The sequence below is a fragment of the Lutibacter sp. Hel_I_33_5 genome (genome assembly GCF_007827455.1).
Lineage (GTDB): Bacteria > Bacteroidota > Bacteroidia > Flavobacteriales > Flavobacteriaceae > Polaribacter.
Genome location: NZ_VISM01000001.1, coordinates 121,470 through 143,298 on the forward strand (window position 1 = coordinate 121,470; position 21,829 = coordinate 143,298).

General features: G+C 26.5%; 16 protein-coding genes. 7 read left to right on the forward strand and 9 right to left on the reverse strand.

The window, feature by feature from the left end; all coding sequences use genetic code 11:
- The first annotated feature begins 37 nt into the window (after positions 1-37).
- Genes OD91_RS00560 through OD91_RS00575 form a run of 4 tightly spaced genes read left to right on the forward strand, consistent with a single transcriptional unit; the run spans position 38 to position 4,546 of the window.
- Positions 38-1,048: a glycosyltransferase family 4 protein gene (locus OD91_RS00560; protein WP_255513124.1), complete on the forward strand. Its 1,011-nt coding sequence runs from the start codon at positions 38-40 to the stop codon at positions 1,046-1,048.
- The gene (locus OD91_RS00565) at positions 1,048-2,370 is read left to right on the forward strand and encodes a phenylacetate--CoA ligase family protein (protein WP_186434360.1); all 1,323 of its coding nucleotides are present in this window, start codon (positions 1,048-1,050) and stop codon (positions 2,368-2,370) included. Before OD91_RS00560 ends, OD91_RS00565 begins: the two co-directional genes overlap by 1 nt.
- Positions 2,363-3,112, forward strand: coding sequence for a glycosyltransferase family 2 protein (locus tag OD91_RS00570; protein WP_144894467.1), 750 nt, complete (start codon positions 2,363-2,365; stop codon positions 3,110-3,112). The genes OD91_RS00565 and OD91_RS00570 overlap by 8 nt, the downstream gene beginning before the upstream one ends.
- A gap of 51 nt (positions 3,113-3,163) precedes the next feature.
- On the forward strand, positions 3,164-4,546 hold the full coding sequence (locus tag OD91_RS00575) for an exopolysaccharide biosynthesis polyprenyl glycosylphosphotransferase (protein WP_144894468.1): 1,383 nt from the start codon (positions 3,164-3,166) through the stop codon (positions 4,544-4,546).
- Here the strand turns inward: OD91_RS00575 and OD91_RS00580 are convergent.
- The 3 genes from OD91_RS00580 to OD91_RS00590 form a co-directional block, all read right to left on the reverse strand.
- A complete protein-coding gene (locus tag OD91_RS00580; RefSeq protein ID WP_255513125.1) occupies positions 4,529-5,695 on the reverse strand; it encodes a DUF4105 domain-containing protein in 1,167 nt (388 codons plus the stop codon). The two genes, OD91_RS00575 and OD91_RS00580, sit on opposite strands and share 18 nt — an antisense overlap.
- A gap of 2 nt (positions 5,696-5,697) precedes the next feature.
- Positions 5,698-6,768 (reverse strand): PorV/PorQ family protein, encoded by a 1,071-nt coding sequence (locus tag OD91_RS00585; RefSeq protein WP_144894469.1) that lies wholly within the window; start codon positions 6,766-6,768, stop codon positions 5,698-5,700.
- An 80-nt stretch (positions 6,769-6,848) separates the two neighbouring features.
- Positions 6,849-7,823 carry a YheT family hydrolase gene (locus OD91_RS00590; protein ID WP_144894470.1) on the reverse strand — a complete coding sequence of 325 codons (975 nt, stop codon included), beginning with the start codon at positions 7,821-7,823 and terminating at the stop codon, positions 6,849-6,851.
- Between the two features lie 82 nt (positions 7,824-7,905).
- Between OD91_RS00590 and OD91_RS00595 the strand changes: the two genes are divergently transcribed.
- Both OD91_RS00595 and OD91_RS00600 read left to right on the forward strand, forming a co-directional pair.
- On the forward strand, positions 7,906-8,643 hold the full coding sequence (locus OD91_RS00595; protein WP_144894471.1) for a phosphatidylcholine/phosphatidylserine synthase: 738 nt from the start codon (positions 7,906-7,908) through the stop codon (positions 8,641-8,643).
- On the forward strand, positions 8,640-9,857 hold the full coding sequence (locus OD91_RS00600) for an ATP-binding protein (protein WP_144894472.1): 1,218 nt from the start codon (positions 8,640-8,642) through the stop codon (positions 9,855-9,857). The genes OD91_RS00595 and OD91_RS00600 overlap by 4 nt, the downstream gene beginning before the upstream one ends.
- Here OD91_RS00600 and lptB read toward each other — a convergent pair.
- The 3 genes from lptB to OD91_RS00615 all read right to left on the reverse strand — a co-directional run bounded on the left by lptB (position 9,854) and on the right by OD91_RS00615 (position 12,441).
- Complete coding sequence (lptB, locus tag OD91_RS00605) at positions 9,854-10,588, reverse strand: LPS export ABC transporter ATP-binding protein (RefSeq protein ID WP_144894473.1); 735 nt, start codon at positions 10,586-10,588, stop codon at positions 9,854-9,856. The two genes, OD91_RS00600 and lptB, sit on opposite strands and share 4 nt — an antisense overlap.
- A gap of 76 nt (positions 10,589-10,664) precedes the next feature.
- The gene (tatC, locus tag OD91_RS00610; RefSeq protein ID WP_144894474.1) at positions 10,665-11,468 is read right to left on the reverse strand and encodes a twin-arginine translocase subunit TatC; all 804 of its coding nucleotides are present in this window, start codon (positions 11,466-11,468) and stop codon (positions 10,665-10,667) included.
- A 1-nt stretch (position 11,469) separates the two neighbouring features.
- Positions 11,470-12,441: an SIS domain-containing protein gene (locus tag OD91_RS00615; protein WP_144894475.1), complete on the reverse strand. Its 972-nt coding sequence runs from the start codon at positions 12,439-12,441 to the stop codon at positions 11,470-11,472.
- A 173-nt stretch (positions 12,442-12,614) separates the two neighbouring features.
- Between OD91_RS00615 and OD91_RS00620 the strand changes: the two genes are divergently transcribed.
- Complete coding sequence (locus tag OD91_RS00620) at positions 12,615-14,798, forward strand: RecQ family ATP-dependent DNA helicase (RefSeq protein ID WP_144896888.1); 2,184 nt, start codon at positions 12,615-12,617, stop codon at positions 14,796-14,798.
- A 70-nt stretch (positions 14,799-14,868) separates the two neighbouring features.
- Here the strand turns inward: OD91_RS00620 and OD91_RS00625 are convergent, their stop codons facing one another.
- The 3 genes from OD91_RS00625 to OD91_RS00635 form a co-directional block, all read right to left on the reverse strand.
- Positions 14,869-19,113: a T9SS type A sorting domain-containing protein gene (locus OD91_RS00625; protein WP_144894476.1), complete on the reverse strand. Its 4,245-nt coding sequence runs from the start codon at positions 19,111-19,113 to the stop codon at positions 14,869-14,871.
- 84 nt (positions 19,114-19,197) lie between these two features.
- Complete coding sequence (locus OD91_RS00630) at positions 19,198-19,839, reverse strand: response regulator transcription factor (protein WP_186434361.1); 642 nt, start codon at positions 19,837-19,839, stop codon at positions 19,198-19,200.
- Positions 19,840-19,920: 81 nt separating this feature from the next.
- Complete coding sequence (locus tag OD91_RS00635; RefSeq protein WP_186434362.1) at positions 19,921-21,819, reverse strand: sensor histidine kinase; 1,899 nt, start codon at positions 21,817-21,819, stop codon at positions 19,921-19,923.
- Positions 21,820-21,829 lie beyond the last annotated feature (10 nt).

The following is a 21,829-nucleotide window of genomic DNA, read 5'->3' on the forward strand; positions in this document are numbered from 1 at the left end:
ATTAAATGTTTTTCAAGTAAAATGTTTATTAATAATAATGGTTAAAAAAGTTTTATATATTGGAAATGATTTATCGCTTAATACAAAGTATAAGGCTTCATTATCTACGCTTTCAGGATTATTAATAAAAGAAGGTTTCGATTTAGTTATTTCATCAGATAAAACAAGTAAGGTTTTAAGACTATTAGATATGTCTTTATGTATAATAAAAAACAGAAAAAAAATTAATTATATTTTAATTGATACATTTAGTACTTCAGCTTTTTATTATTGTTTAATCACCTCTCAAATTGCAAGAGTTTTTAAATTAAAGTACATTCCAATTTTGCATGGGGGAAATTTACCCTCAAGATTGAATAAGTCTAATTATTTTTCGAAATTAATTTTCAGTAATTCTTATAAAAACATAGCCCCTTCCAATTATTTAAAATTTGAGTTTGAAAAAAAAGGATTTATGGTTGAATATATTCCAAATATTATTTCAATTGATAATTATTTATTTAAAGAAAGAAAAAAAATGCAGCCAAACCTTTTATTTGTGAGAGCGTTTTCTAAAGAATATAATGTTAAAATGGCAGTTGATGTTTTAAATGAGCTAAAAAAGTCTTTTAATGATGCTAAATTATGTATAATTGGACCTGATAGAGATGGTAGTAAAAAAGAAATAGAACTATACATAAAACAAAAAGGACTTAATAAAAATATTGAGATTACAGGAGTATTATCTAAAAAAGAGTGGCATAAAAAATCAAAAGAATTTGATATATTTATTAATACTACAAATATTGACAATACACCAGTTAGTGTTATAGAAGCTATGGCATTAGGGCTTCCAATTGTTTCTACCAATGTGGGGGGTATTCCTTATTTACTTAAAGATAAAGTTGATGGGATTTTAGTTGAAAAAGGTAATGTTAACCAAATGGTGAATAGTATTAAAAAAATTCTCAATAATAATTATCCTAAACTTCAAGTAAATGCGAGGAAAAAAGCAGAAAGTTTTAGTTGGTTAAATAATAGAAGTAAATGGTTAAAAGCTCTAAGTTAATGACTTACAATAAACTTTTAGAAAAATTTTTTTTACCTATCGGTGATACCTTTTTAAAAACTATTTTTATTAATTCAATAAAAAGGTGGAGAAATTTTGATAATTTATCAACATCAGAAATTTTATTTAGACAAAATAAATCATTAAAAAAAATTCTATTGCATGCCAACAGAAAACTATTATTATATAATAAAATTAAATTGAAAGGTGATAATCCGAATGAATGGATAAAAAAATTCCCTGTATTAACAAAAGATTTTCTTAGAAAATATCCAGAAAAATTATTAACTATTAATGAAACAAAAAATTTATTTAAAATTTATAGTAGCGGTTCTACAGGAGAAAGTACTTATGTTTATATGGATAAACAAGAACTTTCTTCTTTACAAGCTTTATCTATCCATTTATGGGAGTTAATGGGTTATAAAATAGGAGATAAAGTATTGCAAACTGGTATTTCACCTAAAAGAACTTTTTTAAAGAAATCTAAAGACATTTTATTTCGCACATATTATATTAATGCATTTTCTCTAGCTGCTGATGATTTAAAAAAAATATATTATACTTTAAAAAAGTATAAAGTAAAAAAAATAATTGGTTACCCTTCTGCCATCAATATAATTGCTAAATATATAATAGAAAATAATCTACAAATAAAAATAGATGTAATTATTGGTTTGGGTGATAAATTATTTGACGGTTATAGAAAAAACATTAGAAAAGCTTTTGGAGTAGAAATAAAAGAATCTTATGGTTCTTCAGAAGGTTTTCAAATTGGTTTTCAAGTTGATTTAAAGTATATGTATATATTTTCACCTCAAACTTATATTGAAATTTTAGATGATAATAATATTGCAGTAAAAGATGGAGAATTAGGTAATGTTGTAGTTACCAGGTTAGATAATGAAAAAATGCCCTTAATTAGGTATAAAATAGGTGATTTAGCAATTAAATTACCAAAAGAAAATTATCCTAAAAAGAGAAAGTATAATTTTCCTCTATTACAAAAAGTTATTGGTAGAGATACAGATATTGTAAAATTACCGAATGATAAATATTTATTCGTTCATTCTTTTACCGGAATTTTTGAGTATATAAAAGAAATTAAACAATTTAAAATAATACAGAAAGAATGTGACTCTATAGAGGTACTTTACGTTAGAGGTAAAAGTTTTAATAAAAAAGTATTATATAAAATAAATAGAAAGTTAAAAAAAATAATAAATCATGAAAATTTTAAAATTACTTTTACTGAAGTTAAAAAAATACCATTATCAAAATCTGGGAAAGTTCAAATATTAGAATCTTGGTTAAATGAATAATTTAGTTTCAATTATTACTCCTAGTTACAATTCTTCAAAATATATTGAAGAGACTATTAAAAGTGTTCAAAATCAAAAACATACAAATTGGGAGCTTTTAATTACAGATGATGGTTCTAAAGATAATTCTGTTGAGATAATATTAAAACTTTTAAAAAAAGACAAAAGAATAAAAATATTTCAAATCCAAAATTCTGGACCAGCTATAGCAAGAAATAATTCAATAAAACATGCTAAAGGAAAATATTTAGCTTTTTTAGATAGTGACGACATATGGTTTTCAAATTTTTTATCTGTCTCTTTAAAAAAAATCTTATTTACAGAAGGTTTTGTTTTTGCTTCTTATAAGCGCTGTCATGAAATTACTTTGAAAGAAGTTTATAAAGATTTTATTGTTCCAGAAAAAGTATCATATCAAGACATATTAAAAACTAATTCAATTAGTTGCCTTACTGCATTTGTTGATATAGGTAGATTAGGTAAAGAGTTTATGCCAGAAGTAATATTTAGACAAGACATGGGTTTATGGCTTAAATATTTAAAAAAAATTAAATTTGCAGAAGGCATCCAAGAACCATTAGCTATTTATAGAATTAGAAATAAATCTCACTCTAGAAATAAAATAAGGATATTAAAACCTCAATGGTTTTTTTATAGACATATAGAAAAAGCTAGTGTTCTTAAATCTATTTATTATATGATTATTTGGGCGTTTTATGGCATGAAAAAATATATTAATTAAAAATTAATCTTCATTAACTTTGGATTTAACTTGAATCTTCCAAAATAAATAATGAGCAAATCATTTTCCCATATCAATATTTCTGAAAGAAAACTTTTACTACGTTTTTTTGATGTTCTTTTTCCTTTATTTTTTTTATGGATAACTAGTGTATATAGTGATTATGCATATTTTAATTTTAGCAACCCTAAAATACTTGTTTGGTGTCTTGTATTGAGTTTTTATATTGTTCTTTTTGGGGAAATATTTCAACTTTATAATTTAAAAACAACTTATAGTAGATATATTGTATTTAGAAATGTATTTATAACATCATTAGTTGTAACCATAGCTTATATTTTTACACCAATAGTATCACCTTTATTACCCCATGAAAGAGTTCATATTTTGTATTTTTTCTTACTAATTACTTTTTCAATATTTTCATGGCGAATACTTTATTTAGCTGTTTTATATAAACCAAAATATTTTAAATCAATTGTTATTATTGGAGGAAAAGAGAATGTCAAAAGATTATTAAGTATTATAAATGTTAAGCAACAGCATAATATTATTAATTATATATCTGATACTAATATTGATGAAAGTGATAAATTTTTAGATATTAATAATGTTAATATTTACGATGAATGTTTAAATGCTAATGTTTCTGAGGTTATAGTTTCAACAGATAATTTATCAAATGAGTTAACTAATAAGTTAAATAAAGAAATGATATTATTATTTGAAAAAGGAATTAATATCACAAGTTTTGAATCTTATTATGAAGACAATACAGATAGAATTCCTAAAGAATATTTAGATCATAATTTTTATAAAAAAATAAGCTATAGTGAGAATAATTATAATAGAATGTATTTATTTATACATAGAGTTGTAGATGTATTAGTGTCTATTTTTGGATTGATATCTTTTTTACTAATCCTTCCTTTTATATTTGTTGGAAACCTACTCGGAAATAGAGGTTCAATTTTTTATACCCAAGAAAGAGTTGGCTTAAAAGGTGAGAAGTTTAAAATATACAAACTTCGTTCTATGGTTTCTAATGCTGAACAAAACGGTGCGGTTTGGGCTGTTAAAAATGATGTTAGAATTACTTCTTTTGGAAAGTTTTTAAGAAAAACTAGATTAGATGAAGTACCACAGTTTATTAATATTTTAAAAGGTGAAATGAGTCTAATTGGACCAAGGCCTGAAAGACCTGAATTTGTTGATAAATTAAAAAAAGAAATTCCATTTTACGCTATAAGAAATGTTATTAGACCAGGATTAACAGGTTGGGCACAAGTAAATTACCCGTATGCAAATACAATTGAAGAACAAGAAAAAAAATTACGCTACGATTTATATTATATAAAAGAAAGAAGTACTTTTTTAGACTTTAAAGTTTTAATAAAAACCATTTCTACTATTTTATTATTTAAAGGTCAGTAATCTTTTATAAAGAGACATATATCTATAGAATAGCAATAATAATAATGGTACAATTGAAGTAGGTAATAATTGTACTTTAAATAACCACACTATTGGAATTATTATAAGTAAAATCAATAAAAGACCTACATATTTTTTTACCCATATTTTTTGTTGATTTCTTAATAAAATAAAACCTAACAATAGGTTAGGAGCAAAAGCCCATAAAAAATTAAAGTTATTTGGTGTTGTAGAATGATTGGTGAAAAACCAAAGAAAAACAATCAATAAGCCAATTAAACCAGTAATAAAAAATAATATAAAATCGAACCATTTAGATCTTTTATTCTTTTTCACATCTATAAATGTGATAAATATTCCAATTAGAGCGATAATTGAAAAAAATGAAAAAGGATTAAATATTTCAAGTTTTGTTTTAGGTTCTTTAAAATTTAAAATTGAATGCTCTTTCTTTATTAAGTCTTCATCCGTTTTTTTTCCTTTATTTAACGCTTTATAAACATAATCCGGTAAGTACATGTATTGAGAAGCTGATGCTTCTTTATCTAATTTACTACCTAATGCCAAGTTTATTCCGAAACTACCCCAAGTATTCCAATGAATTTCTCTATTCATTAGTTCTCTAATAGTTAATTTTTGAGAAGCATAAGTATCATCAAAGGTTACTTTATCTTTTAAAATTATGGTTATAATATCTCTTAATTTAGTAGCACAATTGTCAAAAAAAGGATCGTAATAATAGGATGCATTTTCAGGTTTAGCATTATTTTCAAGGTATTCAAAAAATGCTTGATTCTGCTCTAAATTTAGATTTAAAACCTGTTCTTTTACCCAGCGTTTTTCTTTTTGATTACTACGGACAAAATAATGAAATGGATATTTAGCTAATTTATAAAGTAATCTTCCTTTTGTAAAATTTAATATAAAATTAGGTGCTTTAAAATCAAATATTCCATAATTATAAATATCATCAATATTTAAAGATGTGTCTTTAATTCTAATTGCACTATGTCCAAATTTCTCATATAATTCTTCTCCAGGTCCAGCAGTAATAATACTTATTTCTGATTTTTCTGAAAGTTCTAAATTTTGTGCATTTAATCCGAAGAAAGAAATCAATAAAAAAAAGAGAAGATATTTTTTCATCATTTTTATTGTCTAAAAAATTGATAATCAATTTTAATTGAAAAAACGTTAGAAAACAAGGCATTTCCAACACTTCCAATATTAGTTAAGGCATAATCTATGGATATCCCATTATATTTAAAACCAACACCAAAATTTGGCTGAATAGATAGTGATTGAGAATTATCAAACTCTGTAATATTTTGAATATTTCCAACTCCGCCACGTAAATACACAATTTTATCAAAATCTAATTCAAATCCAAAAGTTGGATCTAAACTAATTACATCAGAAGATAAAGCATCGTTTGTTTGTGCGAATCTTACATTAAAATCAAATTCAGTTAATAAGCTAAAATAAGAGTCAATTTGCCAATACTTAGCAATTCCTAATTGCATTTTAGGTTTGGTAAATTCTGTAGCTGTTGGTAATGTTTGATTTTGACCAGGAATCGCATTTTTAATTTTATCAAACTCAGTTTCATTTATTGCCCAAGAATTAAAGGTAGTAGTTATGTCTCTGACCATTAATCCAAATTTCCATGTATTTCTTTCAAACTGAATTCCAGCATCAAAACCAAAACCCCAAGAAGACGCAAAACCGCCAATTATTCTTCTTACAATTTTTGCATTTACACCAAAATGCAAATCTTTAAAAAGTAATTTTCTTGCATATCCTATGTTAAGTGCATAATCTGCGGCTGAGAATAAACTGATTTTATTAAAATCTATATTTCCTTGACTGTCAATTAATTCAGTTGTGTTTAAAATATCATCAACACCAAATCTAATGACAGAAACTCCTAGAGCACTTTCGTCATCTATTGGCATTCCGAAAGAAGCAAAGTTGTAATTTGCGATTCCAGCGAAATAAGAAGCATGCATTAAAGAGCCTTGATAATCTTCTAAATTCATTAATCCCGCAGGATTCCAATATCCAGCATTTACATCATTACTAGAAGCAACAACAGATTTACTCATACCCAATGCAGCTGCATCTACACCAATGTTTAAAAATTCATTGGAATAATTTCTAAACGCTTGTGCATTTAAAAATAGAGGAATAATAAGGCTTAAAGTGAAAATTATCTTTTTCAAATGATAAAACTTGATTGATTACAAATATCTTAATTCTTACTAAAATAACTGATGATTTATAAAGATATTGTTTAAGAAGATTAGAGTTGAATTTTTTGCTGAATAAATATTGCTATTTTATTTTCTAGCCAGTTGTTTTCAGATTGAGTAAAAGAAGACATAAATCCGCAGTGTCCACCATATTCTGTTTCTGTAAAATAAAAGTACTCAGAAGCTTTAGCTTCCTCAAAAGGAAAGCATTCTTTTGATAAAAAAGAATCATCTTTTGCATTGATTAATAAAGTAGGTCTATCAATTTTTGATAAATAGGGTTTAGAACTTGCTTTTTGCCAATAATCTTCCGGGCTTTCAAAACCAAATACAGGAACTGTATAAAGATGTTCTAAATGCTTAAATTTTGTTGCTTTAAATAACTTGTCTTTATCTAATTGATATTCTGGAAATTTATGATGCTTTTCTAAAACTTTGTTTTTCATCGTTTTAAAAAAGATTTCCATGTATAATTTGTTTTTAAACTTATCCATTTCTTTTTCTGCACTGGCAATGTCTATAGGTACAGAAGTAGCAATTCCTCCTTTAATTTTTGATGATAATGACGCAACATATTCTCCTAAATACTTTAATGTTAAATTACCTCCTAAACTAAAGCCAATAATTACAATATTTTCATACTCATAATTTTCTAATATATGTTTTACTACAAAATCTATATCTTCAGTTTTTCCACTATGGTACGTACTTAAAAGTAAATTATCTTCACCACTGCAACCTCTTAAATTCATGCAAATGGCATCTAGACCGATAGTATTTAGTTTTTTAGCTGTTTTAATCATGTAATTAGATTCCGAGCTTCCTTCTAAACCATGAATTAATAATCCTAATTTTTTTGAACCAACAGTTGAGAAATCTAAATCTATAAAATCTTTATCCCAAGTAGTTATTCTTTTTCTTTGATAAGAAATAGTATCTTTCATAAAATATGGACGATACAAGGTATTAAAATGTCCGTTTTTAAAAGGAAGGGAAGGAATAAATTGAGATTCTAGAATCGGCATATAACAATCAAATTATTTTATGATAACAAAATATGATAAAAACTTTTAAAATTTCATATTTTCGTAGATATTCATTCAATTTATGAACATTAAAAAACACATTCCAAATTTATTAACATTAGGAAACTTATTCTGTGGAACTTTAGCTACAATTTTTGCGATCCAAGGAAACTATGAAAAAGCTGCTTTATTTTTTGCAATCGGTGTTTCATTTGATTTTTTAGATGGTTTTGTTGCACGACTATTAAATGTGCAAGGTGAGTTAGGAAAACAGTTAGATTCTTTAGCTGATATGGTGACAAGTGGAGTAGTGCCCGGTATATTTGTTTTTAAAATGTTGGGGGAAAATAACTCCCAAACTTGGTTAGATCATTTTTCTTGGATAGACGATACAATTCATCCAATTCAATATATAGGATTAATTTTAACTCTAGCTGCTTGTTATCGATTGGCTAAATTTAATATTGATACAAGACAATCTGATTCTTTTATTGGTGTACCAACACCAGCAATGGCTTTGTTTGTAATTTCTTTACCGTTAATTAGTATATATGCAAACAATCAATTTTTTCTCGAAATCATACAAAATAATTATTTTTTAATAGTTGTTGTAGTAGTATTTAGCTTTTTAATGAATGCTGAATTGCCTTTGTTTTCTTTAAAATTTAAAGGTTTTGGAATTAAAGAAAACGTAGTTAAATACTTGTTTTTAGTGCTATCTGTAGTTTTTTTATTGCTCTTTAAATTTATAGCAATACCTTTAATCATTCTGCTTTATATCTTAATTTCTGTCATAACTAATTTGAAATTAAATAAATGAAAAAACCAATAGTTCCAACTAATGAGGATGCTCGTTTAGAATCATTATTTAGTTATGATGTATTAGATACTTTACCAGAAGAAGAATATGATGCTATTACCAAAATTGCTTCAGAAATTTGTGATACACCAATTGCTTTAATTTCTTTGGTAGATCCAGAAAGACAATGGTTTAAATCACATCATGGATTAGATTCAAATCAAACATCAAGAGATGTCGCTTTTTGTGCCCATGCAATTAATCAACCAGACGAATTATTTATTATTCCTGATGCAAGTAAAGATGAACGCTTTTTTGATAATCCTATTACTAAGGGAGATCCAAATGTAATTTTTTATGCTGGTGCTCCTCTTAATACAGCAGACGGAAATACATTAGGAACTTTATGCGTTATTGATAATAAACCAAGAAAAAACTTAACCCAAGGGCAACAGGATTCATTAAAAGCACTTGCTAAACAAGTAATGGTTCTATTGGAATTAAGAAAAAAGAATGCCAAACTTAAAAAAGCAAATAAAGAGGTTTTACGATTAAATGATCAATTAAATCATTTCGCATATCGCTTAACACACGATTTAAAAACACCTATTAGAGGTATCAATTCATTAATCGACTTTTTAAAAGAAGATTACAATACGATATTTAAAGATTCTAAAGCTAAAGAATGGATAGATTTAATTTCTTCTAGAGCTGTTTATATGGATACTTTGATTGAAGAAATTTTAGCATACACAAAAGTAACCAATGAAGAAATTAAGTTTTCTAAATTTAATATTAAAGAATTAATAGAAACAATTTCTAACAATTCTGATATCGATTATCCTTTTAATATTGAAATGATTGGAATGGATAAAATTATTGAACATTCAAAAATAGGCTTGGTACAGGTTTTTCAAAATCTAATTTCAAATTCTAAGAAATTTAATAATAAAGAAAAATGTATTATTAAGATAAAAATGGATGTTACTAATGATAGTTATAATTTTACGTTTGAAGATAATGGACCTGGAATACCAGAAAAATATTGGGAAAAGATATTTGTAATGTTTGAAACATTAGATGATGCGAATGCAGAAAATACAGGTATCGGATTAGCAACAGTTAGATCTATTGTACAACGTTTAGGAGGGAATATAGTGTTAGAAAATAAAAAAGTAGATGAAAGTGGAGTCTGCTTTAAATTTAATATTGCTATTAAAAACTTAAATAATTAAAACTTCTTTTCTTTTAGCTCAAAATCTTTTCCTAGATACACTTTTCGTACTAATTCATCTTCAGCTAAATCTTTAGGAATTCCTTCTTTTAAAATTCCTCCTTGATACATTAGATAGGTTCTATCTGTAATCGCTAAAGTAGCTTGTACATCATGATCTGTTATTAAAATACCAATATTTTTATCCTTTAAATGTGCAACAATACTTTGTATATCTTCAACAGCAATAGGATCTACACCAGCAAAAGGTTCATCTAGCAAAATAAATTTAGGATCAGAAGCTAAACAGCGAGCAATTTCAGTTCTTCTACGCTCTCCACCAGATAATAAATCTCCTCTATTTTTACGAACATGACCAATATTAAACTCTTCAATTAATGATTCTAATTTATGCTCTTGTTCTTTTTTAGATAGGTCAGTAAATTGTAAAACCGACATAATATTGTCTTCAACAGATAACTTTCTAAAAACTGATGCTTCTTGCGCTAAATACCCAATTCCTTTTTGTGCACGTTTGTACATGGCAGCATCGGTAATTTCTTCATCATCTAAATAAATATTACCAGCATTTGGTTTAATCATACCAACAATCATATAGAAAGAAGTTGTTTTACCAGCACCATTTGGGCCTAAAAGGCCTACAATTTCACCTTGTTCAACTTGTAAAGAAATACCTTTTACCACTTTACGGCTTCCATAAATCTTTTGAATGTTATCGGCTCTTAAAATCATGCTTTATTGTTAAACTATATAACTTTGTAAAAGTAAACATTGAATTTTTTAGAATTCTTAAATTACTCTTAAACGATTAAACTTTCTTTTCTTGTTTTTTTATTACCATTCTAGATACAATAATACTTATTTGATATAATAACATTACAGGTACAGATACAATTATTTGACTTGCGATATCTGGCGGTGTTATAATTGCTGATAAAATTAATACCAATACTAATGCGTGTTTTCTATATTTTTTTAAGAATTCTGGTGTTACCAATCCAATTTTTGATAAAAAATAAATCAATACTGGTAATTCAAAAATTAAAGCAACACCTAGTAATGTATTAGTAACTAGGCTAATATATGATTCCATTTTAAAATTGTTTTCTATCATATCAGTAATTTGATAATTATAGAAAAAGTAAATAGACATAGGTACGATAACAAAAAAGCTAAATAATACACCTAAAAAGAATAGGAGAGAAGCTATTAAAATAAATCCTCTAGATTTTTTTACTTCATTTTGATGTAAACCTGGTGTAATAAAACGCCATGCTTCCCATAAAACATAAGGAAAGGTTATGATTAATCCTAAAATCATAGATGTCCAGATAGAATTCATTAACTGCTGTGTTAACGCTAAACTTTGTAGTTTCTCTGGGAATTGTAGATTGCAAAAGTTTGTATCTATTCCTATGCTCGTAAATAATTCGCAAAAGAATCTATAGGTGATAAAATCTGGTTTTTTATGCGCAAATAAGAAATTTTCATAGACTTCTGTCTGAAAAACAAATAAGACAATTGCAACAATAAAAATTACAGCTGCGCTTCTAACTAAGTGCCATCTTAACTCTTCAAGATGGGATAAAAAAGACATTTCTTTTTGTGCCATATTAAAAAATACCTTCTTTTAATAAATCATGTAAATGAACAACACCAACATATTTATTTTCATCATTAGTTACTAAAATTTGAGTAATAGAATTCTCTTCTAAAGTTTCTAAAGCATCAATAGCCATATCGTTTTTAGAAATTGATTTTGGGTTTTTACTCATAATATCTTTGGCAGTTAACGCATCAATTTTGGTTGTTTTTTTCAACATCCTTCTTATATCACCATCAGTAATAATACCTAAAATGGTATCATCATCATTTATAACGGCAGTAACACCCAATCTTTTTTCAGAAATTTCGATAATTACTTCAGAAACTGAATCGTTAGGATTAACTTTTGGTTGCTCATTATTTTTAATTAAATCATCTACTCTTAAATATAATCGTTTTCCTAATGCGCCACCTGGATGATATTTTGCAAAATCAGTATCTGTAAAACCTTTTAATTTCAATAAACAAACGGCTAACGCATCGCCCATAACTAATTGAGCAGTAGTGCTTGTAGTAGGAGCTAAATTATTAGGACATGCTTCTTTTTCTACATATGTATTTAAGGTAAAGTCAGCATTATTACCTAAAAAAGAGTCTTTATTTCCAGTAATTGCAATTACTTTATTGTTAGAATTCTTAATCAATGGAACTAAAACTTTTATTTCAGGAGTATTTCCACTTTTAGAGATACAAATTACGACATCATTTTCTTGAATAATTCCTAAATCGCCATGAATTGCATCTGCAGCATGCATAAAAATAGCAGGTGTACCTGTAGAATTAAAAGTAGCAACAATTTTAGTGGCAATATTTGCACTTTTACCAATTCCGGTAACAATTACTCTACCTTTTGCTTTTAAAATAAACTTAATTGCATTTTCAAAATCAGAATCAATTAAATTTACTAAATTAGCTATAGCTTTACTTTCAATAAGTATAGTCTCTTTAGCAATCCCCAAAATATTCTTTATGTCGTTCAAGGTATAAAGTATGTCTGTTTATAATAGATTGTAAAAGTAGCTAATATTTTATGGAACGTAAATATTTTCTGTAAAGAAACTAAATAAACAATCGATTGTTTTTTACAATTATATTTTTTGTAAATTAGATTTGGTTATTTTACACTTTTAAACATATAATGGAGAACAGTAAAATGGATTTATACGGGCCTTTAAAAAAGTTCTTTGGATTTAATAAATTTAAAGGATTACAAGAAGAAGTAATTGCAAGTATTTTAAATAATGAAAATACATTTGTAATTATGCCCACTGGTGGTGGAAAATCACTTTGTTATCAATTACCAGCACTTATTAAAGAGGGAACAGCAATAGTTGTTTCTCCATTAATAGCGTTGATGAAAAATCAAGTGGATGCCATACGTGGTATTTCTGAAAATAAAGGAATAGCACATGTTTTAAATTCGTCTTTAAATAAAACAGAAATAGCTCAGGTAAAAGAAGATATTAATAATGGTATTACTAAATTATTATATGTAGCTCCAGAATCTTTGATAAAAGAAGAGTACGCCTCATTTTTAAGAACACAAAAAATTTCTTTTGTGGCTATAGATGAAGCACATTGTATTTCTGAATGGGGACATGATTTTAGACCAGAATATAGAAATTTAAAAACGATCATCAGTCAAATTGATGATGTTCCAATTATAGGACTAACTGCAACTGCAACAGAGAAAGTACAAGAAGATATCTTAAAAACATTAGGTATGAGTGATGCTAGAACTTTTAAAGCATCTTTTAACAGACCTAATTTATTTTATGAAGTAAGACCAAAAACAAAAGAAGTAGAAAAAGATATTATCCGATTTGTAAAACAGCGAATAGGTAAATCTGGAATTATTTATTGTTTAAGTAGAAAAAAAGTAGAAGAAATAGCACAAATATTACAAGTTAATGGCATAAATGCTGTTCCATATCATGCAGGTTTAGATGCAAAAACACGTGTTAAGCATCAAGATATGTTTTTAATGGAAGATTGTGATGTAGTTGTAGCTACCATTGCTTTTGGAATGGGAATAGATAAGCCAGATGTACGATATGTTATTCATCATGATATCCCAAAAAGTTTAGAAAGTTATTATCAAGAAACTGGTAGAGCGGGTAGAGATGATGGAGAAGGGTATTGTTTAGCTTTTTATGCCTATAAAGATATAGAGAAATTAGAAAAATTTATGGCTAATAAGCCTGTAGCTGAACAGGAAATCGGTCATGCTTTGTTGCAAGAGGTTGTTGGTTATGCGGAAACTTCTATGAACAGAAGAAAATATATTCTGCATTATTTTGGTGAAGAATTTGACGAGATTAATGGCTTAGGAGCAGAAATGGATGATAATACTAAAAATCCAAAAAAGAAGCACGAAGCAAAAGACAATGTTGTAAAAGTAATAGAAGTAGTTAGCAAAACGAATCAAAAATATAAATCTAAAGAAATTGTAAATACGTTGGCTGGTATAGAAAATGCGATGTTAAAATCACATAGAACTCCAGCGCAACCATTTTTTGCAATAGGTAAAGACAGAGAGCCACATTATTGGATGGCATTAATTAGACAGTTACTCGTTTCTGGTTATTTACGTAAAGAAATTGAACAATACGGAGTTTTAAAAGTGACTGATAATGCTTTGGAATATTTAAAAAATCCAACTACTTTTTTAATGACTGAAGATCATATTTATGATCGAGAAGATGATAATTCAATAATTACCAATGCAAAATCTAACGGAGGTACAACAGATGCTAAATTAGTTTCTATGCTTAAAGATCTTAGAAAAAAAGCTGCAAAAAAGCAAGGTGTACCGCCTTTTGCTGTTTTTCAAGATCCTTCTTTAGATGATATGGCGTTAAAATATCCTATTACATTAGAAGAACTTTCTACGGTACATGGAGTGGGAGAAGGGAAAGCAAGAAAATTTGGTAAGGAGTTTATAAATTTAATCAACGTTTATGTTGAAGAAAATGATATCATTCGTCCAGATGATTTAATAGTTAAAAGTACAGGCGTAAAATCTGGCTTAAAATTATACATTATTCAAAATACTGATAGAAAATTACCTTTAGATGACATTGCTAAATCAAAAGGACTCACAATGAGTGAGTTGATTAAAGAAATGGAGGTCATTATTTTTTCTGGAACAAAATTAGATATCGATTATTCTTTAGATGATTTATTAGATGAAGAACAGCAAGAAGAGATTCATGAGTATTTTATGGAAGCTGAAACTGACGATATTGAAGAAGCTTTAGATGAATTTGATGGGGATTATGATGAGGAAGAACTTCGTTTAATGCGTATTAAGTTTATTAATGAAGTGGCTAATTAGATTTAAAATTTTATAAAAAAAGAGGTTGATTTAAAAAATCAACCTCTTTTGGGAAAAGTAAATAACTATTTTATATTTTAATTATTTTTTTAATTATTTTTTTGTTTTCTGAAATTATTGAAGCAAAATAAAGACCTTTTTTAAGATTTAAAACACTAACTTCTGTTGTTTTTGAGTTTAATTTTCTCTTAATCACTTCTTTTCCAGTAATATCATAAATACTTAAATCAGCATTTAATTTATTATTTAAATGAATAATAAATTTATTATTAACAGGATTAGGATATATACTAACTTCATTTAATATATCATTAGTCAATACAGCAGTAGCATCAATTTTAAGAGTAATATTTGCCCTTCTAATAACCAAATCGTTTACTAAACTGTTTTTTATTTCACAATGGTAGATACCATTATCAGATTCTTTAGCATTACTAATTGTAAAACTATTTTTGTTTGCTCCAGATATTAATATATTATTTTTGAACCATTGATATATGTTTCCTGTAGCATTCTTCTGATGACCTATTCTATTTATTCCTTGATCATCAACAACAAACGTGATATCTTCACCTGGTGCTATTGTTGTTTCTATAGCCTCATCTCTAGTGAATTGTGGGGAGTAACCTAAAAATTCATACCCGTTAGCTTCGACTAAAGGTTGAAGATCTGAAAAATCAAAATAATTTAGTTGTATACTTAATCTTTTATTTCCTTTTTTATTTATAATTTCTATAGGTATTTCACCTTCAAATTCATTTCTATCTGCAAAAATATCATTAATTTCTGCAAATTCTTTTGGTAAATTCCCTTTTATTTGACAATCTTGAATTCTAAGTTTATCTAGTTTTGGTAGTTTATAAAGTTCTTCCTGTAAAGGTAATTGTAAAGAAATTTTAGATAAGTTTAACCATTCTAATTCTTGCATGTTTTTAATTTCTTGAGGAATACCATTTGGTAATTTTAAATTTGTATACCCAATTAATAAATGAGTTAGCTTATTTAGTTTCCAAAGTTCTAAAGGTACATTTCCAGTAATACCTAAGTTATCAAAAATCCAAAATTGCTTTAAAGTTGTTAAATCGCTAATTTCAGAAGGTAAATTCCCCTTTAAATTATTATATGTTAAGTCTAAAATTTCAATTCTATTATCATCATTAAATGTAATTCCTGACCAAGTAGAAATTGGGGAAGTCAAATCCCATTTTCTAGTCCATTCTGCTCCATTTGTACTATCATAAATAGCTTTTAAAGCTGTGAAATCTGGATGCGTATTTGCATTTGGGCCAACTGTAAAAGGATAAGAAGTTAATAATAGATTAGTTATGTTTGAATTTGTGACTTCTAGATCATAATCACCATAATCATCTTCAGAAGTTATTTTTAATGTAAAATCTTTGTCATAACTTACAACTCTTTTACTACCATCACTATTTCTTTTGAACCAGAAATATGTATTATTGGTTCCAGAAACATCAGATATAAAAGTATAAGATTCATTAATAGCTAAACTTTTATCTACATTTTTATCTAAATATTTTTGTGGTGCATATGAAAACACAAAACTTGATTGATATTCAGAAAATTCATCTTCAAAATCTCCAAATTGGAATTTATTATCATTAATATAAAGGTAAATAAGATTCGTGTTTTTTGAAAAATCTGGTATATTACCACTAAAATAATTACCATTTATTAATAAGCTTTCTAGTGAATTAAAACTCACTATAGAATTAGAAATTGATCCATCAAATGCATTATTATTAATTTCTATATATTTAAGCTTAGTCAAGCTATCAATATTTTCTAGAATTTTACCTGTAAGTTGATTATTAAATAAGCCTAAATATTTTAAGTTTGATAAGTTGTTTAAACTATCGGGTACGTCATTCCACAAACTACAATTATAGAGAGATAACCATTCTAAATTAGATAAGTTTCCAATCCCACTTGGTATTTCTCCATAAAGATTTTGATTTCCTGATAATTGAAGTGTATTTAAAAATTCTAAATTTCCAATTTCATTTGGAATTTTTCCAATTAAATTATTGTCATGTAAATTTATAAATTTAACTCTATCATTTTCCATTGATATACCATACCAAGAATTTATCGTTTTATTTCTGTCTAACCAATTTGAGTTATTTTCCCAAGTTACACCAGAAGTGCTATTATATAAGGCTACTAATGCATTATAATCAGGGTGTGTTACTGGATCAAGTCCAATAAAAAAAGTGCCAGATTCTAAAATTAATTCAGGAATTAAAGTGTTTTTTATTTTACAATGATATGCACCAAACTGATTTGATTCAATATTAGTTAAGTTAATTGAAGCATTGGTTTCACCACTAATAATATTATTTCCTTTATACCATTGATAAGAATTTTCACTTCCAGATACAGTAACGCTAAGTGATAAATTTTCACCAGGAGTAATTAAATGATGAATTTCCTCACTAACATTTTTTTGTGGCGAATAATAAGAATTGTTATTCCAACTAGATTCTAATGTTTTGTAGAAATTAAACTCATCTTCTAAATCTTTAAATTGAAACCTATTATATGATATATTTAGCAATTTTAAATTTGGAAACTTTGAAAGTTTTCCACTAAAATTATTATTGTTTAAAACAAGATTATTTAGATTTGTAAAAGTGCTAAAGTATTCTGGAACATCACCTATCAATTCATTTGAATCTAACCAAAGATGATTTAATTTATTAAGATTAGCATAAGTTTCTGGTATTTCTCCAGTAAAACTATTGCCACCTAAATCTAGTAATTTCAAATCTGTTAGAACACCTAATTCGGGAGGTAATTCTTCTAATAATTTATTTCCGTAAAAAGAAATTGATTCTAAATGTTTTAAGGCGGAAATATCTTTTGGTATTTTCCCTAACAAATTATTATTATTTAAATTGATTCTAACTACTCTATTTCCTGTAACTTTTATACCATACCAATTATCTATTGGTTCAGTTTCACTTAACCAATTATCTTTATGTGTCCAATTATCTCCATTGGTTGAATTATAAATAGCAATTAATGCATTTCTTTGTTCTTCAGAAACTTTTCCTTTAAGCTTAACTAAATTTCTAAATAGTTTTAACTCTGGTAATGTGCTACTTGAAGCGATACAGTAATAATCATCCATATCCATATCATTAATATTCTGGACTTCATAAATATTTGAAGTAGCTCCTTCTATAATAACATCATTTAATCCATATCTGTCTCTATACCACTGATAAGTAACATTTGTTCCTGGTACGATTTTCATTTCCAATGTCTTAGAATCTCCTAATTTAACTTGGTGCTCTTCAAAATCATCTTTTAAATTTTGTCTTTCATAATAAAAACTAGGTAAATTTTTATTACTATTAAAATTGGTTTCTATATCCTCAAAAGAAAAATCATTGTACCTTATATCAACTATTTTCAATGAATTCATTGAACTTAAATCTGGTACAGTACCTTTAAAATTATTATAATAAATAGAAAATTCTTCCAGAGTAGAAAAATTATTTAAAATATTCGGAATTACACCAGTGATATTATTTCTATCTAATTTAATTTTTTGAACAAAACCGTCTTTAACTGTAATTCCATTCCAAAAAGATACTGGTTCTGTAGAATTCCAGTTAGAATTATTTGTCCAATTATCACCATTTAAGCTATTGTATAATTGGGTTAAATTACTTTTTTCAGTAACTGAAACATCTAATGGGATATTTATTTCTATATCAGAACTAAATTGATCGCTTCTGTAGATTGCAATATAATATGCAGTATCTTTTGTAACATTAACACTTGTATTTTGTCCTAATTCACAATTGGAAATTAAAGATAATTGACTCTCATTTGTGATGTTTAGGTCTTCTGCTTTGTAAAAAATAACAAACGAATTTCCGATACTATTAAAATTATCATAGATTTTAGCAGATGCAACACCATCATTTTCAGCTTTAAATTTATAATAAATTAAATTAAAACCAATAATATCACAGCCACTTTGACCACCTTTTGATAAAGGTGAACTAAAAATGTCTATAGAATAGTTATGGAATGGGCTAGAGTTAACTAATGTTGCATTTTCTACAGAAAAATTATTTGAAATAGTGCGTATTCTTTTTTGCACCTTTTTAGGAGGGATAACCGATAAGGTTTTATTTATTTTATCAGGATTATCAATTCTTTTTTTTACATCAAAATGGTGGTTTTTTTTAAATTTTGAAGTATTTTTCTTTATTAATATCTTTTGTGCATTTAAAGAACTAATAAAAAAAACAAATAAATAAAGTATTCCTCTTTTCATAATAAATAAGTTTTTGATTATTCATTACAAAAGTATGCTTTAATAAATATTGTCGCAATACTTATATGTAGGTATATAATGAATTTAAAACTGATATTTTTTATCAATAGCATACTTAATTAATTCATTTCCAGTAGCTAGTTTAAGTTTTCGAATCATATTTTTTCTATGGGTATCAACCGTGGTTTTTGCAATAAATAATTCTTCAGAGATTTGTTTGGAGGTTTTTCCGTTAGCAATTAAAGTTAAAATATCTCTTTCTCTAGATGATAAAACTACTTTATCAGATTTACCTATCACAACATTTTTATCGATGTAATCATTCATAAAATTAAAAGCTACATTAGGATCAAAGAATGTTTCTCCGTTTGCAACCGTATTAATCGCTTTAGAAAGCATTTTAATTCCAGAGTTTTTTAGAATATAACCCGTTGCACCAGCATCTAACATTTGTTTAATAGCATCTGGTTGATCAAACATAGTCATCGCGAGAACAAAAATATGAGGAAATTTCTTTTTAATCTTTTTTGTAGCTTGAATACCATCCATTATTGGCATTCTAATATCTGTAATTACAACTTTAGGCTGCTTTAAAGAAACTAGCTTCACTAACTCTTCGCCATTATTGACTGCTCCAATAATATTGATATCTTCATCATATTCGAAAAAAGACTTTACGCCATCGATAAGCATTTGATGGTCTTCTGCCATAGCAACAGTAATCATAGGTAAATATATTTAAGGGGTTAATTTAATGATAAAAATATTAAAAATGGGTTACATTTTTAATACCCATTACTAAGTAATTTAAGAAATAGGAATATTAATTATCGTAGAAGTCCCTTTTTTGAGGGTAGAATCAATTTCAAAAGTACCCTCTAAATGTTCTATTCTAGTTTTAATAGAACTAATACCCATACCGTTTTTAAGATTGATTTTATTTATATCAAACCCCTTTCCGTTGTCTTCTATAATAATATTTAGATGATCATCATAATGTGCAAGATTAATAGTAGCATTGGTTGCTTCTGCATGTTTAATAATATTGGTAGTCAATTCTTGTACTATTCTAAACACACTTATTTCTAGACTGTTATCAATTGGTTTGTCTAAACCGTAATCTATTACCACAATATTAATTTTATCTGCAGATGATATTTTTTCTGCCATCATTTGTATGGCAACCAATAAACCTTGATTTGCAATAACTCCAGCATTTTTTGCATGTGCAATACTCCGGACTTTCTTATAGGTTTCATCAATTAATCCTTCCGTTTTTTGATATAACTCTTCTTGATTAAAATGTTTTTTCTCTCTATTAATTTTTAAATTCTCAAAATGTAATTTTAAGGTTGCTAAAACACTACCAATATTATCGTGTAAATCTTCTGCAATACGTTTGCGTTCTTTTTCTTGACCATCTACCATAGCATTAATAGTGGTCAACTCTTGTTCTTTTATTAATGTAATGTTCTTTTGCTTTTCTAGTTCCTTTTGTTGTAAAGCAAGTAATCGTTTTTTACGCGAGTTTTTAAGATTTAAATAACCAATAGTACCGCCAAACAAAATAAATAGGAGAGAACCTATTAAAAAGTTGCTGTTTTGTTTACGTTTGTTTTCAATTTCTAAGTTATCTTGTTTTAATTGTAAATTCTCAATTTCTTTATCTTTAGAATTTAATTCTTCTCTAACTTTTGAGACTTCAGTATAATGCTTTTGAAAATTTAAGTTATAACTTGAAAAACGTGCTTTTCTTTCATAAATAAATGCAGAATCATATTCTTTTAAATTGTAAAAATGACCAGCCTTATAAGCATTTATATAAAAAATATTATCCAAACTATCGTTAACATTTATAAAACTATAAGCGGTTTTAAGGTAACTTAACCCTTTATTGTGCTCGTTTTTTTTAGTACTTACTCTAGAAAAGTGAAATAAAATACTTAGTTTTTTAGTTTTATAATATTTTTCATTTGTTGTTAAATTCCAAGCTTTCAAGTAAAATTTTTCAGCAAGGTTTGGTTTTTCCCAGATAATGGAATTTCCTTTTTGAATATAATAGAATAAAAGTGGTTTATATTGTTGTTTAAATGTAGCAACTAAGGAATCAAATTTGTGAATTAGACTTTTTTCAATATTACTAGATTTTTTTCGATTCTCATCATATGTTTTCGATTGTCCATAAAGCTTATTTTTATAATTATAATAATAAAGCCAATCAATTCCATCCTCACATAATTCTTTATATTTATTTAAGTGATTTTTATATTTACCATCATTTTGAAGTGAACCTTCGGCGTAAAAGTGTAAAATTGAAAGTAAGCTGTACTTAATTAATGGTTTATTTCCTGCTTTTAAACCTATTAAGCATGCATTTCTAAAATATTTAAATGAATTAACTCTATCTTTTTTATAATTTAATAGTAAATAGCCTTTAATTAAATTCTGCAATGAATTATTTATTTTAGAATTCGATTTAATAACTTTAAACTCTTTAATTTTTAATTCCATTTCTGAAATTAAAGAAGTGCCATTATCAGCAATAATTTTTGTTAGTAGGTTGATTAATTCATTAACTGATGATTTGTTTTCTAAATTAATATTATGAGCTTTTTTAAATTCTAATTTTTTTAAATTCTCAAAATATTTATCCAAATATGAGTAATCTTCAGAATGATTTTGTGAAAAATTATTCTGAAGAAACATAATTAAAAAC